Consider the following 18853-nt stretch of genomic DNA (forward strand, 5'->3'; position numbering starts at 1 on the left):
TTTTGAACGACAACGGAAATTTGCGCAGACGTTGACCCAACGTCGACTCGGGCAGGCCAAATCACAGGCAAAAAAAAAACCCGGAAATCCTCACTTGCGTGGGCCTTCCGGATTTTCTAAACCGCCAAAAATGGTGGGTCGTGTGGGATTCGAACCTACGACCAATTGGTTAAAAGCCAACTGCTCTACCAACTGAGCTAACGACCCGCTGTGTGGTGGCGCGTATAATACTGATTTCTAAGGATTATTCAACACCTTATTTTAAATAAATCAGAAAAAACGCATTTGAACGGTAATTCGGTGGGTAGAGCGCCTCTCGCAGCCGCCGGATCAGCGCCCCGGCTCGTCGTTCCACAGGTACTTATGCAGCTGCAATTGCAGGCGTACCGGCAGGTTGTCCGCCACGACCCAATCCGCCAGGTCACGGGCATTCAGGTCGTGATGGCTTGGCGAGAACAGCACCTCGCCCGCTCGACGCTCCAGGCCATACTGGATCAGCTTGGAGGTGGCCCAGTCATAATCGTCACGGGAACAGATGACGAACTTGACCTGATCGTTGGCCGTCAGTAAGTCCATGTTCTCGTAGCGGTTGCGGTGGGCTTCCTTGGAGTCCGGGGTCTTGAGGTCAACCACTCGGCTGACGCGCGGGTCGACCGCAGAGATGTCCAGGGCGCCACTGGTTTCCAGCGAGACCTCGTAACCGGCATCACACAGCTGTTTGAGCAACGGAATGGCGTTGGGTTGCGCCAGAGGCTCACCGCCCGTCACGCAGACGTAGCGCGGCCGGTAACCGGCAACCTGTTCCAGGATGTCGTCGAGGGTGCGCACGGTGCCGCCGCTGAAGGCGTAGGCGCTGTCACAGTATTGGCAACGCAACGGGCAGCCGGTGAGTCGTACAAATACGGTGGGCAGGCCAGCAGTGCGCGTTTCACCCTGCAACGAGTAAAAGACTTCGGTAATACGTAATGTGTCTTGCATAGTCGCCACGGGCGTAACAGCTAAACAGGCTGTCCGCCTCCGTCAGGCACTTCAAGGGATTGCGCCAACGCGTCAACCCCAGAAAGCGTGTTTCATAAAAGGGCGTGGATTCTAACGAAAAAACCCGCGACAAGCGCGGGTTTCTTCTAAACGGGCTGCACTGCTTACAAGCGTTGCAGGTCCCGCTGGGCCAACTGCGCCGCGGAGGTACCCGGATACTGGGCAACCACCTGCTGCAGAATGCCTTTGACCTTGTCTGTATGACCCAGGCGGCGTTCTACGTCAGCGAGTTTGTACAGCGAATCCGGCACCTTGGCGTGCTTGGGATACAGCTGGCTGACCTTGGCAAAAGCCTGGCCCGCCGCCTGCAAATCACCCTTTGCCAGGTTGACCTCACCCAACCAGTACTGGGCATTGCCCGCGTACTGGCTGTTGGGGTACTTGCGCAGGAAAGCGGTGAAGGCCTGACTGGCCTTATCGAAATCCTTGGCCTTGATCAGGTCGAAGGCTGCATCGTAATACAGTTTTTCCTTCGCCGGATCACCCGGTTCACTGCTGGCGGCAGGGGCAGCCGCGGCGGCCCCCGCTGCTGCGCCACCGGCAGCGGCACTGGGTGCGCCACCGGTAGAAGAATTATCAGGAGTAGCGGCAGGTGCAACACCGGCTCCAATACGACGGTCAAGATCCTGGTAACGCTCCAGGCCTTCTTGCTTCAGCTGGTTCACTTGGTTCTGCAGAACTTCAATGGCGCCTTGTTGCTGGGCCAACTGATCCTGCATGCGTTGCAGCTGGTTGAACAGTTCGCCCTGTGCCGAGGGAGCGGACGTAGCCGCTCCCCCCGCATAGGCGCCGTTCGTGCCATAACCCGCTGGCGGATAACTGCTCCCGCTATTGTTATAGCCTGAGTTGCTATCCGTTACAGGAACCGCAGCCCACACCGCAAGCGGTGCGAAGCTGAGAGCCAATACAGTTAGAGCACGACGGCACGTTCGCATGACGAATTACTTACGCAGTTCGACGCGACGGTTCTGAGCCCACGACTGTTCGTCGTTGCCAGTTGCAACTGGACGCTCTTTACCGTAGGAAACCAGTTCCAGTTGGCCTGGAGCAACACCTTGCAGTACCAGGTAGCGCTGAACGGCTTTCGCACGACGCTCGCCCAGAGCCATGTTGTACTCACGAGTACCACGGGCGTCAGTGTTACCTTCCAGAACAACGCGAGCGCCGTTAGCTTTCAGGTCCTTGGCGTGAACGTCCAGAGCGCGCATGGCTTCTGGCTTCAGGTCCGAACTGTCGTATTCGAAGTAGAAAGTGGTGATAGCGCGCAGAGCAGCTTCTTCGCTCAGGGAGCCGTCGACCGCACCAGTGTTGGCGCCGTAACCAGCGTTTGGATCAACAGCTGCGCCTTCACCGGCATTGTCGCCGCCTTTAGAGGAGCAACCAACGGCTACGGACAGAGCCAGAGCCAGAGCAGCAAACTTACCAAACTTCAGCATTTCCATCGTGAAACTCCTAATGAACCCCAGTGTGTTAAGTACTTCTTTTTGTAGCGCCGCGTCAGTTCAGGTAAGGGGACCAGGATGGTTCTCTGACTTCGCCTTGTGCGGTAGGAAGTGGGAGCCTTACGCGTCCGTTGATGGACACGAGCATCAAGACTCCCCGGCCCTGCTGGCGGGTGGCGTAGATTACCATGGTGCCGTTGGGCGCAACAGTGGCTGACTCATCAAGGTTGGTATCTGTAAGGATTTTTACGGTTCCGCGCTGCAAATCCTGGGCCGCAACCCGGAAATTAGTGAAACCATCCTGACGGTGAATCATCACCAACGTCTTTTCATCGGCCGAAAGCTTGGGGTTGGCGTTGTAGTTACCAATAAAGGTCACACGTTCCGCACCGCCGCCGTTCACATTTGCCTTGTAGACCTGAGGCTTGCCGCCACGGTCGGAGGTGAAGTAGATGGTCGAGCCATCCTTGCCCCAGAACGGTTCGGTGTTGATGCCCGGGCCGCTGGTCACACGCGAGAGTTGACGCGAGGCCATGTTCATCACGTAGATATCCGGGTTGCCGTCCTTGGACAGCACGAAAGCCAGGCGCGAACCGTCCGGCGACCAGGCTGGCGCACCGTTGAGGCCTTCGAAGTTGGTGATCTGCTCACGACGGCCAGTATCGATGTGCTGCACAAAGATACGCGGGCGACGCTGTTCGAACGATACGTAGGCAATACGCTTGCCGTCCGGCGCGAAGCGCGGCGACAGGATTGGCTCACGGGACTGCAGCAAGGTCACTGCACGAGCACCGTCGTAGTCCGAACGCTGCAGGGTGTAGCGGGTATTGTCTACAGAGAAACGCTCAGCCGTGACATACAGTAGGCGCGTCGAGAACGCCCCCTTGATACCGGTGAGTTTTTCAAACGACTGGTCCGAGATGTAGTGAGCCATGTCGCGCAGTTGTTCGGCGGTACCCGATACGCTGCCGGTCAAGACCTGCTGCTCGGTGGCCACGTTGAACAACGTGTACTGGATCTGCAGGCGACCGCCGGCCGGCGTGATGCTGCCGACCATCAGGTACTGGGCACCCACCGCCTTCCAGTCACGGAAGATGACTTCGCTGGCCTGGGTTGGCTGGCTGATCATGTTGCCTTTTGGAATCGGCGCGTAGTAACCGGAGTTACGCAGGTCGTCGCTGACGATCTGGGCCATGTCGTCCGGCAGCACGCTGCCGCCCTGCCAACCGAACGGCACGACTGCAATCGGGGTGGCCCGATCACTGCCGCTGGTTACCAGGATGTTCTTTTCATCCGCCGCCGCTATCCCTGCCATACAGCAAATAACGACAAGCATTCCTCGAAGAAGGTTTCTCACAAGGCTAGATCCTCAGGTGTGAATGTCATCTTGAATGAACGATAGGGAGCGAAGTCACTTGGTTTCATTCCCTGCATCTCGGTCAACCGGCCAATATTCTTGACCGCGGCAACCGCCGAACTGTCGAACGAACCGTCACCACTGGACTTGGCCACGCTGACCGAAGTCACCGTACCGTCCGGCAACATGCCGATCTGCAGCACTACTGTCATGCCTTTACGTGCCGAAGGTGGACGTGTCCAACCTTCCGCTGCCCGCGCCCGAATCAGGTCGTCGAAACTGCCCGCGACTTCATCGCCACGCTCATCGGCCAAGGCTTGCTGACGCTGCGGCGTGTCGGAAAGCAAATCTGCCAGGGCCTGGGCCTTTTTCTCTTCGGCGGATTTGCGTGCTGCTTCCTGGGCCTTTTTCTTGGAGGCGTCGGCGGCAGCTTTCTTCTTCGCTTCGTCGGCGACTTTCTTCTTCGCCTCGTCTGCTTCAGCTTTTTTCTTGGCGTCTTCGGCGGCTTTCTTTTTCGCGTCTTCGACTATCTTTTTCTTGGCTTCTTCAGCGGCCTTTTTCTTGGCCTCTTCTTCGGCAGCCTTCTTGGCTTCTTCTTCCGATTTCTTCTTGGCTATATCAGCCAATTGTTTCTCTTCGGCCTTTTTCGCTTCGGCAGCTTTCTCGGCTTTCTTGGCTTCATCAGCCTTTTTAGCCTCGTCGGCCTTCTTGGCTTCGTCAGCCTTTTTCGATTCCTCGGCCTTTTGAGCCGCCTCTTCTTTCTTTTGTTCCGCAGCAGCCTTCACCGCTTCCTGCTCGACCTTCTTCTGTTCCATCTGCTCGACTTCAGTCTGGCGCGCGGCCGACTTCTGGGCCTCACCCGCAATCTTCTGATTGGTCTGGGTGGTGGCCTGACTTTTCGATTTCAGCTGATACAGGGTCGCCTGCACGATCGGCTTGGCTGGCGGCAGGTCCGGGGTCATGGCAAAGCTGACGAACAGCATGCCGAACACCAGGACGTGCAGGGCAATTGCCCACACGCCAGGCCAGAAGTAGCTTTCCGAGGCGGACGGCTCTCGCTGTTGCTGCATCAGGGCGCCTCGGTAATCAAGCCAACGTTACCGACGCCGGCCTTCTGCAGCCCGCCCATGGCGCCCATGACGGAGCCGTAGTCGACCGATTTGTCACCCCGGATAAACACCTGGGTGTGCTTGCCGCCTTCGTTGCCGGAGCGAATGATCTTGGTCACCGCATCGGTCATTGCAGGCAAGGTCAGGGCCTTGTCCTGCTGCTTTTGCGTATCGACTTCGCTGCCAAGGTTCCAGTAATAGGTCTTGTCAGCCTTGATCGAAATGGTCAGGACCTGAGTGTTGTTGTCCTGCGGCAAGGCTTCACTGGAAACCTTGGGCAGATCAACTTTCACGCCCTGGTTGAGCATCGGCGCGGTCACCATGAAGATCACCAGCAGCACCAGCATCACGTCGATGTAGGGCACTACGTTCATCTCGGCGACCGGCTTGCGCTTTTTGCGAGCTCGAGCGATTAAAGCCATTGGGAATTACCTGCTTATTCTTCGCTGGTGTGCACTTTACGGTGCAGGATCGCCTGGAATTCATCGGCGAAGGTGTAGTAACGGCCGATCAAGGTTTCGCTGGTTGCGGCAAAACGGTTGTAGGCGATTACTGCGGGGATAGCGGCGAACAGGCCGATCGCGGTGGCGATCAGGGCTTCGGCAATACCCGGGGCCACGGTGGCCAGTGTGGCTTGTTGCGCCTGGGCCAGGCCGCGGAAGGAGTTCATGATGCCCCATACGGTACCGAACAGGCCGATGTACGGGCTGACGGAACCGACGGTGGCAAGGAACGGCAGGCCCTGCTCGAGTTTCTCTTCTTCGCGGGAGATGGCCACGCGCATGGCACGGGCCACACCTTCCATCACCGCTTCAGGATCGACACCTGGCTGCTGGCGCAGGCGCGAGAACTCCTTGAAGCCAGCACGGAAGATCTGCTCGACGCCCGAATCCGGATCCGGGTTGCTGCCTGCCTGGCGGTACAGTTTGGACAGGTCGATACCCGACCAGAAGCGCTCTTCAAAGCTCTCCAGGGCACGTCGACCGGCGCGCAACATGTTGCTGCGCTGAAAAATCATGACCCAAGAGGTAACCGATGCGGCTACCAGGGTCAGCATGACCAGTTGAACCACGACACTGGCATTGCTGACCAGGCTCCACATGGAGGAATGGTCGACGACGGTAGGTTCCACGCTAAATCTCCTGCTTTGATTGTTGACCCGCGCCGCTCACGGCGGCAAAGGCCGCGCGTAGAGTTTCGGGAATGGCCCGAGGTTTCAAGCTGTTGGTGCGCACACACGCCACCAGGAACTGCCCCTCACAGAGCAGCGTTGCATCCGTGGCCCGCCTGACCTGCTGTTTGAAACGCAGGCTGGCACGGTTCAATTCGATGACTTCAGCGCTGACCAGCAACTCATCGTCCAGTCGCGCCGGCGCGTAATACCGCGCCTCGCTGGAATGCACGACGAATAACAGGTCCTCGCCTACCAGCTCGGACTGGGCAAAACCCAACTCCCGCAGCCGCTCGGTTCGAGCCCGTTCCATGAATTTCAGGTAATTGACGTAATAAACGATGCCGCCGGCATCGGTGTCCTCGTAATAAACGCGACAGCGATGTGCGAACGACTGATCCCCGTTTTGCGCGCGCATACTCTAGTGCTTACTCCTCAGGTTGCCAATTGGCTGGGCAACTGTTTTTTCATTCCTGAACGCTTTCAAATGACGACGCCAGACACTGGGACAGCACAAAGCTCAGATAAATCACCCCACATGACAAATACCCTGTAGGAGCGAGCTTGCTCGCGAAGAACCTGAGCACGCCGCGTATAACCAGACATACCGCGTTATCGTTGGCGTTTTTCGCGAGCAAGCTCGCTCCTGCAATTTTTTAATCGTCCACTGCATCGAGGAATTCGTCTACCACGGGCATCTCTCCCAATCGTGACGGAATGTTTAGCCCGAAGTGCAAATAGGCATGACGCGTCACCACCCTGCCCCGCGGGGTTCGCATGATGTAGCCCTGCTGAATCAGGTACGGTTCCAGAACATCCTCAATGGTATGGCGCTCCTCACTGATGGCTGCGGCCAGGCTGTCCACGCCGACCGGGCCACCGTCGAATTTCTCGATCATGGTCAAAAGTAGGCGTCGATCTTGGTGATCAAAACCATGTTCGTCCACATCCAGCAGGTTCAAGGCCAGGTCCGCCACGGCCTTGGTGATGTGGCCCTTGGCACGCACCTCGGCAAAGTCTCGCACGCGGCGCAGCAAACGGTTGGCAATTCGTGGCGTACCGCGAGCGCGTCGAGCGATTTCAAAGGCGCCTTCCGGGTCCAGGGGCAAGCCGAGGATACTCGCCGACCGGCTGACAATGGTCGCCAGATCGGCGGTGCTATAGAACTCTAGACGTTGAACAATGCCGAAACGGTCTCGCAGCGGGTTGGTCAACATGCCCGCGCGGGTGGTCGCGCCCACCAGGGTAAAGGGCGGCAGGTCGAGTTTGATCGAACGGGCCGCCGGGCCTTCGCCGATCATGATGTCGAGCTGGAAGTCTTCCATGGCTGGGTACAGCACTTCTTCGACAATCGGCGACAAGCGATGGATTTCGTCGATAAACAGCACGTCATGGGGTTCAAGATTGGTCAGCAACGCGGCCAAGTCGCCAGGACGCTCAAGCACCGGGCCGGAGGTGGACTTGATCGACACGCCCATTTCCTGGGCGATGATATTGGCCAGAGTGGTCTTGCCCAAACCCGGCGGGCCGAAGATCAGGGTGTGGTCCAGGGACTCACTGCGCCCGCGAGCGGCCTGGATAAACAGCTCCATCTGCTCGCGCACGGTGGGCTGGCCGATGTATTCGGCCAGGCTCAACGGGCGGATGGCCCGGTCCTGGACTTCTTCACGGTCACGCGGGCCGGTGGCCGCGATCAGACGATCGGCTTCAATCACTTAAATCATTCCCTTCAGGGCACGGCGAATCATGTCTTCAGCGCTCAGGTTCTTGTCCTTGATGGCCGATACGGCCTTGCTGGCTTCCTGAGGCTTGTAGCCCAGGGAGATCAGCGCATTGACGGCATCGCTCTCGGCGTTGGCGACCTGGGCCGCCGGCATATCCGGCTGGTTCGGTACCAGGGCGAACATGCTCGGCACCACCTCCCAGGCTTTGAAGCGGTCCTTGAGCTCGACCAACAAGCGCTCGGCGGTCTTCTTGCCCACCCCCGGCACCTTGGTCAGGGCCGAGGTATCCTGGGCCGATACAGCCCGGACCAATTCATCCACTTCCAGGCTCGACATCAAGGCCAGGGCCAATTTGGGCCCCACGCCATTGAGACGAATCAGCTCGCGGAAGAAATCGCGGTCACGCTTGCCGATGAAACCATAGAGTAGTTGCGCGTCTTCGCGCACCACTAAATGAGTGTGCAAGGTTATCGGCTCGCCGACCGACGGCAGGCGATACAGGGTGGTCATGGGCACTTCCAGCTCATAACCCAACCCATTCACATCCAGAATCAGGTGCGGCGGCTGTTTCTCAGCCAGGGTGCCGCGCAAGCGTCCAATCACGGTTCAGATCCTTAAAGCTTGGGGGTCAGATCGGAGCCTGACCGCAAAAATAACGATTGCGCTGATGCTATCAGAGACGCAGCCGCCCGCCACGACTACGTGCTGCGCCCAAGCCGTGAGGCAACAGGCTGGAGCGGGTATGGGCATGGCAAATGGCGATGGCCAGGGCATCCGAGGCGTCGATCTGCGGCTTTGAAGTGAGCTTGAGCATGTGCATGACCATCATTTGCACCTGCTCCTTGTTGGCGCCACCGGTGCCGACCACGGCCTGCTTGACCTGGGTCGCGGTGTATTCAGCGATCTCCATGCCCTCCTCGGCACCTGCCACGATGGCAGCGCCCCGGGCCTGCCCGAGCTTCAACGCCGAGTCGGCATTCTTGGCCATGAAGACTTTCTCTATGCCCATGGTGACCGGGCCGTAGGTCTGGATGACTTCACGTACGCCGCGATAGACGATCTGCAGCCGCTCGGCCAATTCCCCTGCGCCAGTGCGGATGCAGCCCGAGGCGACGTACACACAGCCGCGTGGGGTCTGCTGCACCACGCCAAAACCGGTGATGCGCGAACCGGGGTCGATACCTAGGATTAAAGTCATAACGCCTGCGGGTTGGATTTACAACGGTATGTGCCAGGCACACATTTGTGTAACAGCATAGAAGCCCTGTGGGAGCTGGCTTGCCTGCAATGCGGGCACCTCGGTGCTTCTGTCAAATCGAGGTGATGCTATCGCAGGCAAGCCAGCTCCCACAGCGGATATTCATCGTTCTTAAGCGAGCTGTTCGGCCACAGACTCAGGGATGTCGGCATTCGAATACACATTCTGCACGTCATCCAGATCTTCAAGCATGTCCAGCAGCTTCAGCACCTTCTGGGCACCGTCCAGGTCCAGTTCGGCACTGGTGGTCGGCAGCATCACGATCTCCGCGTCGGTGCCGCTGAAACCAGCGGCTTCCAGGGCATTACGCACGGCGTAGAAGCTGGCGAACGAGGTGAACACATCGATGGAGCCGTCTTCGTTGGTGACCACGTCATCGGCATCCGCTTCCATCGCGGCTTCCATCAGCGCGTCTTCATCAGTGCCCGGTGCGAAGGTGATCTGCCCCTTGCGCTCGAACAGGTAGGCCACCGAGCCGTCCGTGCCAAGGTTGCCGCCACACTTGCTGAACGCATGGCGCACGGCTGCCGCGGTACGGTTGCGGTTGTCGGTCATGCATTCGACCATCACCGCCACACCGCCCGGGCCGTAGCCTTCATAGGTCAGCTCGACCATATCGTCGGTGTCGGCCGCACCAGCACCACGGGCCACGGCGCGGTCGATGATGTCGCGGCTCATGTTGGCGCCCAGCGCCTTGTCCAGCGCCAGGCGCAGACGCGGGTTGGAGCCCGGGTCACCGCCACCCTGACGGGCAGCGACGGTCAGTTCGCGAATCCACTTGGTGAAGATCTTGCCTTTCTTGGCATCCTGACGCTCTTTGCGGTGCTTGATGTTCGCCCACTTGGAATGGCCAGCCATAACACAACTCCGAATTCTCTAGAAACCTTATCAATCCCGCCCCAGGCGAGATTTCCCTCTTTTAAACGCAAAGGCGCATCCGAAGATGCGCCTTTTTGACTGCGTACAACCTTATCGCGCTTTCACGCTGCAGCCTTACTCAGCCTTCGGCGTCTCGCGCAGGCGGATGTGCAGCTCGCGCAGTGCCTTGGCATCAACCACACCCGGAGCCTGGGTCATGACGTCCGCAGCGCTCTGGGTTTTCGGGAAGGCGATCACTTCACGGATCGACTGGGCGCCGGTCATCAGCATCACCAGACGGTCCAGGCCGAACGCCAGGCCACCGTGCGGCGGCGCACCGTATTTCAGGGCGTCGAGCAGGAAGCCGAATTTCTCTTCCTGTTCCGCTTCGTTGATGCCCAGCAGGCGGAAGACCGCTTGTTGCATCTCTTTGCGGTGGATACGGATCGAACCGCCACCCAGTTCAGTACCGTTCAACACCATGTCGTAGGCACGGGACAGCGCGCCTGCAGGGTTGGCTTCCAGCTCTTGCGGGGAGCACTTCGGTGCGGTGAACGGGTGGTGCAAGGCGCTGAAGCTGCCGTCGTCGTTCTCTTCGAACATCGGGAAGTCCACAACCCACATCGGCGCCCATTCGCAGGTCAGCAGGTTCAGGTCGTGACCGAGCTTGATACGCAGCGCGCCCAGGGCCTCGCTGACGATCTTGGCCTTGTCGGCGCCGAAGAACACGATGTCGCCATCCACCGCACCGACGCGATCGAGGATCGTGTTCAGGTTGGCTTCAGGGATGTTTTTCACGATCGGCGATTGCAGGCCGTCGACACCGTTGGCGCGCTCGTTGACCTTGATGTACGCCAGGCCCTTGGCACCGTAGATGCCGACGAACTTGGTGTAGTCGTCGATCTGCTTGCGCGGCATGCTCGCGCCGCCAGGCACACGCAGGGCGGCGATGCGGCATTTAGGATCGTTGGCCGGGCCGCTGAACACCTTGAAGTCGACGTCCTTGAGCTGGTCGGCCACGTCCACCAGCTCCAGCGGGTTACGCAGGTCTGGCTTGTCGGAACCGTAGCGGCGCATGGCTTCTTCGAAGGTCATGTGCGGGAACTCGCCGAACTCCAGGTCCAGGACTTCCTTGAACAGGTTGCGGATCATCTGCTCGGTCAGGCCCATGATCTCTTTTTCATCGAGGAAGCTGGTCTCGATGTCGATCTGGGTGAATTCCGGCTGGCGATCGGCACGCAGGTCTTCGTCACGGAAGCACTTGGCGATCTGGTAGTAGCGGTCGAAACCAGCCACCATCAGCAGTTGCTTGAACAGCTGCGGCGATTGCGGCAAGGCGAAGAAGCTGCCGGCATGGGTACGGCTCGGTACCAGGTAGTCGCGCGCGCCTTCCGGGGTGGCCCGGGTGAGGATCGGGGTTTCGACGTCGAGGAAGCCGTTTTCATCCAGGAAGCGGCGGATGCTGGTGGTCATGCGCGAGCGCAGGCGCAGCTTCTCGGCCATTTCCGGACGACGCAGGTCCAGGAAACGGTAGCGCAGGCGAGTTTCTTCGCCCACGTCGGAGTATTCGTTGAGCGGGAACGGCGGGGTTTCCGACTCGTTCAGCACTTCCAGCTCATAGCCCAGCACTTCGATGCCGCCGGACGCCATGTTCTTGTTCACGGCACCGGCCGGACGCAGGCGTACCTTGCCGGTGATCTTCACGACGTATTCGCTGCGCACGCGGTCGGCGGCGGCGAAGCTTTCGGCGCGGTCCGGGTCGAACACTACCTGGGCCAGACCATCACGGTCACGGATATCGAGGAAGATTACCCCGCCGTGGTCGCGGCGACGGTGAACCCATCCGCAAAGGGTGATTTCCTGACCTTCCAGGGTCTCGTTCAGTTGGCCGCAATAGTGGCTGCGCATCATGGTCGTGGTTTCACTTCTCGTAATTCGAAATTCGGTGGCAGGCCCGCCTCGTCACCGCACATTAAAGCAGGGGACGGATAATGCAGGAGCCTGCGCGTAGAGTTCAACTCAGTCTGCTTTGTCGCCGCCGGCCAGGTTCTTCTTGGCACCGGTCTTGAAATCAGTCTCGTACCAGCCGCTGCCGCTCAGGCGGAAGCCCGGCATGGACAACATCTTCTTCAACTCAGGTGCCTGGCAGGCAGGGCAATCGACCAGCGGCGCGGCGCTGATCTTCTGAATGGCTTCCAACTGATGACCACAGGAAGCGCATTGATAGTCGTACATGGGCATGGAGATGTCTCGGCGATCAGATCGTTACAGCGCCACGCCCTGCCCTGTGCATAAAGCCCGGCATGCGCAGCAAAGCGCGGGATTATATCTGGTAAATCAATACAGCGCAGCCGGCTTTGTGCCCAGGACCCGGCCCGTCGGGCTGAAGGCCCGGCCATCGGACTACTGCGCGAGCGTATCCCCGGACGTGATGGCGCCCCGACCTTTGAGGACGTGAACCACGCACACCACCCTCACCAGCCCACTGAAGTTCTTCACGCCTCCGTAACGCAAATGCACTTCCCGATCGACATAGGACAACAGCGCACTGACCGAACAGGTATTGAGCCTGGCGATTTCCGTCAGGATATTCCAATAGATCTGTTCAAGCCGCAGGCAGGTAGAAAACCCATTGAGCCTGACCGAACGGGACAGTGGCTTGGCCAGCCCCATATCAAAACCCTTGGTAAAAGGGTCGACCTTTATCTTGTGAAAACCACAGGCTTCCATCATTCCCTTACCCACTCCACGTGACATACACCTGACACTCCATTGCCAAACAGCAGCCAATGGGCTTCTCCCATTGGACGATGGCCTATAAAACAGCAGCCAGCGCAGAGCAGCCAGAAGACGGGGAGTTGTTAGTTGTAGGACAACGCCAGGAAGCGCAGGGAAACCAGCAGGCGGCGCCGAAAAGGCGCCGCCTGGGTTCGACAGTTACTGGTTTTCAAGCAGGGAGCGCAGCATCCACGCGGTTTTCTCATGAACCTGCATACGCTGGGTCAAGAGGTCCGCCGTCGGCTCATCACTGACTTTGTCGAGCAATGGGAAGATGCCTCGCGCGGTACGCGTGACTGCTTCCTGACCGGCCACCAACTGCTTGATCATCTCTTCGGCGCTCGGCACCCCCTCTTCTTCCTTGATGGAAGACAGGCGGGCGTAAATCGAATAGGCACCCGGCGCCGGGAAGCCCAGGGCACGGATACGCTCGGCGATGGAGTCCACTGCCAGCGCAAGCTCGTTGTACTGCTCTTCGAACATCAGATGCAGCGTACGAAACATGGGGCCTGTGACGTTCCAATGGAAATTGTGGGTCTTCAGATACAGAACATAGGTATCGGAGAGTAGGCGGGAAAGTCCGTCGACGATGGATTTACGGTCTTCTTCACTGATACCAATATCGATTGCCATGTGTTTCCCCTTCAATTGACGAGCATTCATTGATCAGGTGCAGTTCCACTCTAGCAAGAGAGTGCGCCACGTGCAGCCCGACACACTCGGGCTGCATGCGGCAAATCGCCCCGCACCGACTGCGGGATCTGACTTGGCAAGCCTATTTACCTGTAGGAAGGGTCTAGGCCACCACTGAAAAAATCCCGCACCTGTCTAGGACAAGCGTTTGACGCAGAAATGCCTTGGCCGTGGCAACACCCCGAAATGCTTGATTTGAGTAGGCACAGCCTTTGCTGTTAAATAGACGCGGTGTGGCTGCCGTTTATTCCTGCGGCACGTCACATAGGCTGATACCCGCGCACGTGCTCAACGCCTCCCATTGTTCAGAAGCGAACCGTGCCAGTCAGCTCTTCCTTGTGATCCGTCTTAACGTGAGTTAACCAAAATGTTGAAAATCGTCCACCTGCTAACGGGCGTCGCAGCCTTGCTGCTGTCCTTTATTCCGAGCCTGCAGCCTGAAAGCCTGCCCTACCTGGAACAACACGACGCCCTGTACCTGGCCTTGTTCGGCCTTCTTAACCTGACGCTCGCGCCGGTAATCCCTTACTGGAACAAAGGCACGCGTCATCAACTCCAAAACCTGGTCAGTGCGCTGCTGGTGCTGACTGTTGTCGTACAAACCCTCACCCTCCTGGCGCCCATGCCTGAAGTCGGGGGCCATCCGGCCATCCTGCTCAGCCTGGTGATCGCTGTGGTCGCCATCGTTCTTCACCTGGCCATCAGCTTCTACCGCTCGTCTCCAGCGGCCGCGTCGCAAAACTATGACATGACCAACCGGGATACCGGGACCGTCAAGTGGTTCAACACCTCCAAGGGCTTCGGCTTCATTTCCCGCGACTCGGGCGACGATATCTTCGTCCACTTCCGAGCCATTCGTGGCGAAGGCCATCGCGTCCTGGTCGAAGGCCAGCGCGTAGAGTTCTCGGTGATGAACCGTGACAAGGGCCTGCAAGCCGAAGATGTCATCGCTGCCCTGCCGCGTCGCTGATCCCAGCCCTCGCAGCAAAAAAAACCGCGATCCAGCCTTGGCTGGGTCGCGGTTTTTTTATTGCTGCGCACTCAATAGTGTGGCGGCGGCGCTTCCTCTTCGGATGACTCGAACTGCCCGCCCATTTCTTCCTGGCGCTTGAGCAATGCAGTCATTTGCAATTGCAGACGTTCGACGGCCCGCTGCTGGGTGACCAGGATGTCGTTGAGGGTCTCAATGGTGTCGTCCTGGAAGGCCAGGCGGCTTTCCAGGTCGGTGACGCGTTCTTGCAGGTCCATGGTTCAGTCCTGGGTAAAGATGAAGTCGGCAGGCAATAGCTCGCGCAATCGGCTGCGAGTCGCGGCCACCTGCTCTTCGGTGTAGGGCCGGGCCGGGTGCTTGCCCCACACCGGGGCTGGCCAGGCGGCGTCGTCGCGCTTGCGCACAATCACATGCACATGCAACTGGCTGACCACGTTACCCAGCGCGCCGATGTTCATCTTGTCGGCCGCCAGCCCGTCGTTAAGCAGCTGCGCCAGGGCCGTCGTTTCTTGCCACAAGGTTTGTTGATCTGCGACATCCAGTTGAAACACTTCGCTGATACCTTCGATGCGCGGCACCAGGATGAACCAGGGGTAATTGGCGTCATTGGACAGCAGCAGGCGACAGAGCGGGAAGTCCCCAATGGCCAAGGTATCTTGTTGCAGGCGTTGATCTAAGGCGAACACGTGGCACTCCGTTCGGCAGGTCGGTAACAGGTGCCCAGCATACCTTCGAATGCCCAAGGCTTCACGGGCAATGCTGGCAGCCTTGAGGCAACCAGGCAAAAAAATGCACCCTTTAGAGGCAATAGCACAGGTGAGCAACGCTAGGCCGGGCCTCAACGGGATGCACCAAAATGACCCACCTGTGCCTCAAAGGGATCCGCCGATTACCCACTGATAAGGGTCAACCGGTAACGTTTTACCCAGGTACAGGATTCAGGTACCACCGAACCGGGGTAACACCCTGGCGTCAAGCCCAACCGAAATGGCGTAAAACCCCCGTGCTTATGCGGTTTTTACAGGTTCATCACACTTTTCACGAAAAAATGACATTCGGTAAGTGGTTTGAGCACGCTTGTTGCATTCACCCCCATATCGTCGGCAACGACACCCGTTTGGACACAGGTGTTTCGCGATAAAAATAGTGGCGTTTCAATGTGTATCAGGGATGTGTTCAAACTTTGAAAGAAGTCTGAAAACAGCATTGAAGTTGTCAGCCTGGATACATTTCAGGCTGTGAATTTGCGACATGGATCTAGCGATTTACGACAGCCTCGTAAAGAAGCTGAAAGGATAATTGAGTAAGTATCGTCAATAGGGTCTGCGTGAGATAACTTTGCGCCGACACAAAAAGAAAGAGCCGCCCAGATAAAAATACAGGTGGGACGGCAGTACTCTTCCTAAAACCAAAGGAGCAAATCACGATGCGCGTGATGAAGTGGAGCATGATCGCCCTGGCTGTTTCAGCAGGCACCTCGCAGTTCGCAATGGCGTCCGCCCAGGACGATTCCAAGGGCTTTGTTGAAGACAGTACGTTCAGCATCAATACTCGCGCGCTGTACTTCAGCCGTGACTTCCGTAACAACCCGTCGGGCCCAGGCTCCAAGAGCCGTGCTGAAGAAACCGGCCTGGGCTTCAATGCCCTGTACGAATCGGGCTTCACCCAAGGCACCATTGGTGTCGGTGTCGACGTGATCGGCCTGATGGGCGTCAAGCTCGACAGCGGCAAGGGTCGCGCCGGCACCGGCCTGTTCCCAACCGGTTCCGACGGTCGCTCGCAAGATGACTATTCCAAAGGCGGCGGCGCGGTGAAGTTCCGCATCTCCAACACTGTGCTGAAAGTCGGTGACCAATACACCACAGCCCCAGTGTTTGCCTCCGACGACAGCCGCCTGCTGCCAGAGCTGCCGCAAGGTATCTCCATCACCAGCAACGAAATCAAGGGCCTGAAGCTTGAAGGCGGTCACTTCACTTCCAGCGTCGCGCAGAACCAGACCTACCACGACAGCCTGGGCCTGACCAAAACCGACTTCGTCGGCGGTGTGTATGCCTTCACTCCAGAAGTCACCGGCAGCCTGTACTACGCGAAAACCGAAGATTACTTCCGCAAGTACTACAGCAACCTGAACTGGACCCACGCCCTGAGCGATGATCAGTCGTTCGCCCTGGACTTCAACATCTACGACACCAAGAGCGACGGCGCCGGCCTGCAACGCGCAGAGAAAGATGGCGTGACCAAGCTCGACAACCGCGCCTTCAGCTTGCAGGGCGCGTACACCATCGGTGCTCACACCTTCACCCTGGCAGCCCAGAAAGTCACCGGTGACGGCGACTACGGTTACGGCGTAGACGGCGGCGGCACTGTGTTCCTGGCCAACTCCATCGCCCGTTCCGACTTCAACGCCGAAGGCGAAAAGTCCTACCAGGCGCGTTATGACATCAACATGGCAACCTTCGGCATTCCGGGCCTGAGCTTCATGACCCGTTATGTAACCGGTAGCGGCGCCAATACGGGCACCACCTCGAATGGCAAAGAGTGGGAACGCGACATCGAAGCCAAGTACGTGATCCAGAGCGGCCCGGCAAAAGACCTGAGCCTGCGCCTGCGTCAAGCAACTTACCGTTCCGGTGATGGCGTGTACTACGGTTCGCCGTCGATCGACGAGCTGCGTCTGATCGCCAACTACCCGCTGAACATCTTGTAATTGCCGGTTCAATTACAACGATGACTTGAGGCTTCGGCCTTAAACAAAAAGCCGCTCCTCTGTTTAAACAGGGAGCGGCTTTTTTATTGCAGTTTTATTTCAACCAACAAAACAACTAGCAAGCTAAGTAACTAGTTTTTCAAAGCTGACCTTTCGGCCAACTTCGATAGCATCACGCCAAGTTACTTCGGCGCACTTTCCTGCATCACCCGAATAACCCGTTGCGGAAACGGAATATCAATCCCGGCCGCTTTCAAACGGTCACGCGCCAGTTCATTGAGCATAAACATCACGTCCCAATAATCCGGTGTGTTGGTCCAGCAACGCAGGGAGACGGTGATGGAACTGTCGCCCAAGGTCGACACCACCGCCACGGCGGCAGGGTCCTTCAGTACACGCGGGTCTTCAGCCAAAGCCAGCAGCACTTCACGGGCCTTCTGCAGGTCCGCCTCATAGTCCACACCCACGTCAAACACAACCTTGCGGGTCGGCTGGCGGTTGGTGTTGGTGATAAGGCCGTTGGACAGGCTGCCGTTGGGAATGATCACCGTCTTGTTGTCGCCGGTGCGCAGCACCGTGTGGAAGATCTGGATGCTGTCGACGGTACCCGAGGTACCCTGGGCTTCGATCCAGTCACCGATACGGAACGGGCGGAACAACAGAATCAACACGCCGCCGGCAAAGTTCGCCAGGCTGCCTTGCAAGGCCAGGCCGATTGCCAGGGTAGCGGCACCGATCGCCGCAACGAACGAGGTGGTGGCCACACCAATCATCGAGGCCACGTTGACCACCAGCATGACTTTGAGCGCGATGTTCGCAAGGCTGGTGATGAAGTGTTGCAGTGCCAAGTCAGCGTTACGCATGGCCAGCAGACGGCCCACGCGGTGAGTCAAGACGTTGATCAGCCACCAGCCGATGGCCAGGGTGACCAACGCCAGCAATACGCGGCTGCCGTATTCCATGATCATGGGGAGCCAAGACTGGGAGGTCTTGATCAGGTGATCCATTTCAGCGTTCAAATCCATCTACTTTCTCCTGTTGTGCGGCGATAAGGCTGTATTGACTGCCTGAAAACGCAATTGAGCCCCGAAGGGCTCAATTGTAGGCACTGATGCTGGGGCGTGGGACGCCAAAAGTGCCCACAGGTTCCCCAAAGTGCCATCAGTCGCGGAAGTTATTGAACTGCAGCGGCATGTCAAATGTCTTGGCGCGCAGGGCCGCAATGGCCTCTTGCAGGTCGTCACGCTTCTTGCCGGTGACACGAACCTGCTCGCCCTGGATGGCGGCCTGGACCTTGAGCTTGGCGTCCTTGATGTGCGCCACGATCTTCTTGGCCAGCTCTTTGTCGATGCCTTCCTTGAGCACGGCTTCCTGCTTCATCAGTTTGCCTGAGGCGTAGGCGTCCTTGACTTCCAGGCACTGCACGTCGATCTTGCGCTTGACCAGGGCCAGCTTGAGGATCTCGATCATCGCTTCCAGCTGGAAATCGGCTTCAGCGGTCAGGTTGACGGTCAGTTCCTTTTCCTTGAATTCGAAGCTGCCCTTGCCTTTCAAGTCATAGCGACGGTCCAGTTCCTTGACGGCGTTCTCGACGGCGTTGGTGACTTCGTGTTTGTCCAGTTCAGATACCACGTCGAACGAAGGCATGTGATTTCTCCAATATAAGGGGCGGGCTCAGTAGAGATGGAGCGCGCCCGAGCTAAAATGCCGGGGCATTATAGCGGTTC

22 protein-coding genes and 1 tRNA gene are annotated in these 18853 nt (G+C 58.3%); 2 read left to right on the plus strand and 21 right to left on the minus strand.

Annotation, left to right across the window (positions count from 1 at the left end; translation table 11 throughout):
- Window positions 1-131: 131 nt before the first annotated feature.
- From ACP7CZ_RS15265 to ACP7CZ_RS15345, 17 genes are all read right to left on the minus strand, one after another.
- A tRNA-Lys gene (locus ACP7CZ_RS15265) sits at window positions 132-207 on the minus strand.
- 123 nt (window positions 208-330) lie between these two features.
- Complete coding sequence (queE, locus tag ACP7CZ_RS15270; RefSeq protein WP_034128580.1) at window positions 331-978, minus strand: 7-carboxy-7-deazaguanine synthase QueE; 648 nt, start codon at window positions 976-978, stop codon at window positions 331-333.
- A gap of 164 nt (window positions 979-1142) precedes the next feature.
- Window positions 1143-1973: a tol-pal system protein YbgF gene (gene ybgF, locus ACP7CZ_RS15275; RefSeq protein ID WP_034128581.1), complete on the minus strand. Its 831-nt coding sequence runs from the start codon at window positions 1971-1973 to the stop codon at window positions 1143-1145.
- Between the two features lie 6 nt (window positions 1974-1979).
- Window positions 1980-2480 (minus strand): peptidoglycan-associated lipoprotein Pal, encoded by a 501-nt coding sequence (pal, locus tag ACP7CZ_RS15280; protein WP_003193861.1) that lies wholly within the window; start codon window positions 2478-2480, stop codon window positions 1980-1982.
- A 55-nt stretch (window positions 2481-2535) separates the two neighbouring features.
- The gene (tolB, locus tag ACP7CZ_RS15285; protein WP_032874245.1) at window positions 2536-3816 is read right to left on the minus strand and encodes a Tol-Pal system beta propeller repeat protein TolB; all 1281 of its coding nucleotides are present in this window, start codon (window positions 3814-3816) and stop codon (window positions 2536-2538) included.
- 17 nt (window positions 3817-3833) lie between these two features.
- Window positions 3834-4907 (minus strand): cell envelope integrity protein TolA, encoded by a 1074-nt coding sequence (tolA, locus tag ACP7CZ_RS15290; protein ID WP_003193863.1) that lies wholly within the window; start codon window positions 4905-4907, stop codon window positions 3834-3836.
- Window positions 4907-5359, minus strand: a complete 453-nt coding sequence (tolR, locus tag ACP7CZ_RS15295; RefSeq protein WP_161793227.1) for a protein TolR — start codon at window positions 5357-5359, stop codon at window positions 4907-4909. Before tolR ends, tolA begins: the two co-directional genes overlap by 1 nt.
- 23 nt (window positions 5360-5382) lie before the next feature.
- A complete protein-coding gene (gene tolQ / locus ACP7CZ_RS15300) occupies window positions 5383-6078 on the minus strand; it encodes a protein TolQ (RefSeq protein WP_003193865.1) in 696 nt (231 codons plus the stop codon).
- A 1-nt stretch (window position 6079) separates the two neighbouring features.
- A complete protein-coding gene (gene ybgC, locus ACP7CZ_RS15305; RefSeq protein ID WP_014719714.1) occupies window positions 6080-6535 on the minus strand; it encodes a tol-pal system-associated acyl-CoA thioesterase in 456 nt (151 codons plus the stop codon).
- Between the two features lie 238 nt (window positions 6536-6773).
- Window positions 6774-7832: a Holliday junction branch migration DNA helicase RuvB gene (gene ruvB, locus ACP7CZ_RS15310; protein WP_003193867.1), complete on the minus strand. Its 1059-nt coding sequence runs from the start codon at window positions 7830-7832 to the stop codon at window positions 6774-6776.
- On the minus strand, window positions 7833-8444 hold the full coding sequence (gene ruvA, locus ACP7CZ_RS15315) for a Holliday junction branch migration protein RuvA (RefSeq protein WP_054898002.1): 612 nt from the start codon (window positions 8442-8444) through the stop codon (window positions 7833-7835).
- A 70-nt stretch (window positions 8445-8514) separates the two neighbouring features.
- Window positions 8515-9039 (minus strand): crossover junction endodeoxyribonuclease RuvC, encoded by a 525-nt coding sequence (gene ruvC / locus ACP7CZ_RS15320; RefSeq protein ID WP_019821257.1) that lies wholly within the window; start codon window positions 9037-9039, stop codon window positions 8515-8517.
- A gap of 171 nt (window positions 9040-9210) precedes the next feature.
- Window positions 9211-9957 carry a YebC/PmpR family DNA-binding transcriptional regulator gene (locus ACP7CZ_RS15325; protein WP_034128583.1) on the minus strand — a complete coding sequence of 249 codons (747 nt, stop codon included), beginning with the start codon at window positions 9955-9957 and terminating at the stop codon, window positions 9211-9213.
- 135 nt (window positions 9958-10092) lie between these two features.
- Entirely contained in the window at window positions 10093-11868 is a 1776-nt protein-coding gene (gene aspS / locus ACP7CZ_RS15330) for an aspartate--tRNA ligase (RefSeq protein WP_005790914.1), read from the minus strand.
- 108 nt (window positions 11869-11976) lie between these two features.
- Entirely contained in the window at window positions 11977-12198 is a 222-nt protein-coding gene (locus tag ACP7CZ_RS15335; protein WP_003193872.1) for an FmdB family zinc ribbon protein, read from the minus strand.
- A 162-nt stretch (window positions 12199-12360) separates the two neighbouring features.
- Complete coding sequence (locus ACP7CZ_RS15340) at window positions 12361-12714, minus strand: ribbon-helix-helix domain-containing protein (protein ID WP_294204706.1); 354 nt, start codon at window positions 12712-12714, stop codon at window positions 12361-12363.
- A 180-nt stretch (window positions 12715-12894) separates the two neighbouring features.
- A complete protein-coding gene (locus ACP7CZ_RS15345; protein WP_003193874.1) occupies window positions 12895-13368 on the minus strand; it encodes a Dps family protein in 474 nt (157 codons plus the stop codon).
- Between the two features lie 427 nt (window positions 13369-13795).
- On the opposite strand from ACP7CZ_RS15345, the gene ACP7CZ_RS15350 reads away from it, so the two are divergent.
- Entirely contained in the window at window positions 13796-14398 is a 603-nt protein-coding gene (locus ACP7CZ_RS15350) for a cold-shock protein (RefSeq protein WP_003193875.1), read from the plus strand.
- 71 nt (window positions 14399-14469) lie between these two features.
- Here ACP7CZ_RS15350 and ACP7CZ_RS15355 read toward each other — a convergent pair whose 3' ends face one another.
- Window positions 14470-14676, minus strand: a complete 207-nt coding sequence (locus tag ACP7CZ_RS15355) for a SlyX family protein (RefSeq protein WP_005790924.1) — start codon at window positions 14674-14676, stop codon at window positions 14470-14472.
- 3 nt (window positions 14677-14679) lie between these two features.
- On the minus strand, window positions 14680-15105 hold the full coding sequence (locus ACP7CZ_RS15360) for an HIT domain-containing protein (RefSeq protein ID WP_054898003.1): 426 nt from the start codon (window positions 15103-15105) through the stop codon (window positions 14680-14682).
- A 740-nt stretch (window positions 15106-15845) separates the two neighbouring features.
- Here ACP7CZ_RS15360 and ACP7CZ_RS15365 point away from each other — a divergent pair.
- On the plus strand, window positions 15846-17126 hold the full coding sequence (locus tag ACP7CZ_RS15365; RefSeq protein WP_034128586.1) for an OprD family porin: 1281 nt from the start codon (window positions 15846-15848) through the stop codon (window positions 17124-17126).
- 182 nt (window positions 17127-17308) lie between these two features.
- Here ACP7CZ_RS15365 and ACP7CZ_RS15370 read toward each other — a convergent pair whose 3' ends face one another.
- Together ACP7CZ_RS15370 and ACP7CZ_RS15375 are read right to left on the minus strand one after the other, a co-directional pair.
- Window positions 17309-18151: a mechanosensitive ion channel family protein gene (locus ACP7CZ_RS15370; protein ID WP_014719720.1), complete on the minus strand. Its 843-nt coding sequence runs from the start codon at window positions 18149-18151 to the stop codon at window positions 17309-17311.
- 136 nt (window positions 18152-18287) lie between these two features.
- Window positions 18288-18773: a YajQ family cyclic di-GMP-binding protein gene (locus tag ACP7CZ_RS15375; RefSeq protein ID WP_003193880.1), complete on the minus strand. Its 486-nt coding sequence runs from the start codon at window positions 18771-18773 to the stop codon at window positions 18288-18290.
- Window positions 18774-18853: the final 80 nt, after the last annotated feature.

Origin of the sequence: Pseudomonas sp. DWP2-2 (assembly GCF_049897065.1) — a bacterium.
In the GTDB taxonomy this organism is placed as follows: domain Bacteria; phylum Pseudomonadota; class Gammaproteobacteria; order Pseudomonadales; family Pseudomonadaceae; genus Aquipseudomonas; species Aquipseudomonas paracarnis.

Coding starts and splice junctions, on each gene's coding strand:
- ACP7CZ_RS15335 (WP_003193872.1), bottom strand. CDS start 12,198: ATGCCCATGTACGACTATCAATGCGCTTCCTGTGGTCATCAGTTGGAA.
- ACP7CZ_RS15355 (WP_005790924.1), bottom strand. CDS start 14,676: ATGGACCTGCAAGAACGCGTCACCGACCTGGAAAGCCGCCTGGCCTTC.
- ACP7CZ_RS15350 (WP_003193875.1), top strand. CDS start 13,796: ATGTTGAAAATCGTCCACCTGCTAACGGGCGTCGCAGCCTTGCTGCTG.
- tolA (WP_003193863.1), bottom strand. CDS start 4,907: ATGCAGCAACAGCGAGAGCCGTCCGCCTCGGAAAGCTACTTCTGGCCT.
- ACP7CZ_RS15370 (WP_014719720.1), bottom strand. CDS start 18,151: ATGGATTTGAACGCTGAAATGGATCACCTGATCAAGACCTCCCAGTCT.
- tolB (WP_032874245.1), bottom strand. CDS start 3,816: ATGCTTGTCGTTATTTGCTGTATGGCAGGGATAGCGGCGGCGGATGAA.
- pal (WP_003193861.1), bottom strand. CDS start 2,480: ATGGAAATGCTGAAGTTTGGTAAGTTTGCTGCTCTGGCTCTGGCTCTG.
- ACP7CZ_RS15365 (WP_034128586.1), top strand. CDS start 15,846: ATGCGCGTGATGAAGTGGAGCATGATCGCCCTGGCTGTTTCAGCAGGC.
- queE (WP_034128580.1), bottom strand. CDS start 978: ATGCAAGACACATTACGTATTACCGAAGTCTTTTACTCGTTGCAGGGT.
- ybgC (WP_014719714.1), bottom strand. CDS start 6,535: ATGCGCGCGCAAAACGGGGATCAGTCGTTCGCACATCGCTGTCGCGTT.
- ruvC (WP_019821257.1), bottom strand. CDS start 9,039: ATGACTTTAATCCTAGGTATCGACCCCGGTTCGCGCATCACCGGTTTT.
- aspS (WP_005790914.1), bottom strand. CDS start 11,868: ATGATGCGCAGCCACTATTGCGGCCAACTGAACGAGACCCTGGAAGGT.
- ybgF (WP_034128581.1), bottom strand. CDS start 1,973: ATGCGAACGTGCCGTCGTGCTCTAACTGTATTGGCTCTCAGCTTCGCA.
- ACP7CZ_RS15325 (WP_034128583.1), bottom strand. CDS start 9,957: ATGGCTGGCCATTCCAAGTGGGCGAACATCAAGCACCGCAAAGAGCGT.
- ACP7CZ_RS15375 (WP_003193880.1), bottom strand. CDS start 18,773: ATGCCTTCGTTCGACGTGGTATCTGAACTGGACAAACACGAAGTCACC.
- ACP7CZ_RS15340 (WP_294204706.1), bottom strand. CDS start 12,714: ATGTCACGTGGAGTGGGTAAGGGAATGATGGAAGCCTGTGGTTTTCAC.
- ACP7CZ_RS15345 (WP_003193874.1), bottom strand. CDS start 13,368: ATGGCAATCGATATTGGTATCAGTGAAGAAGACCGTAAATCCATCGTC.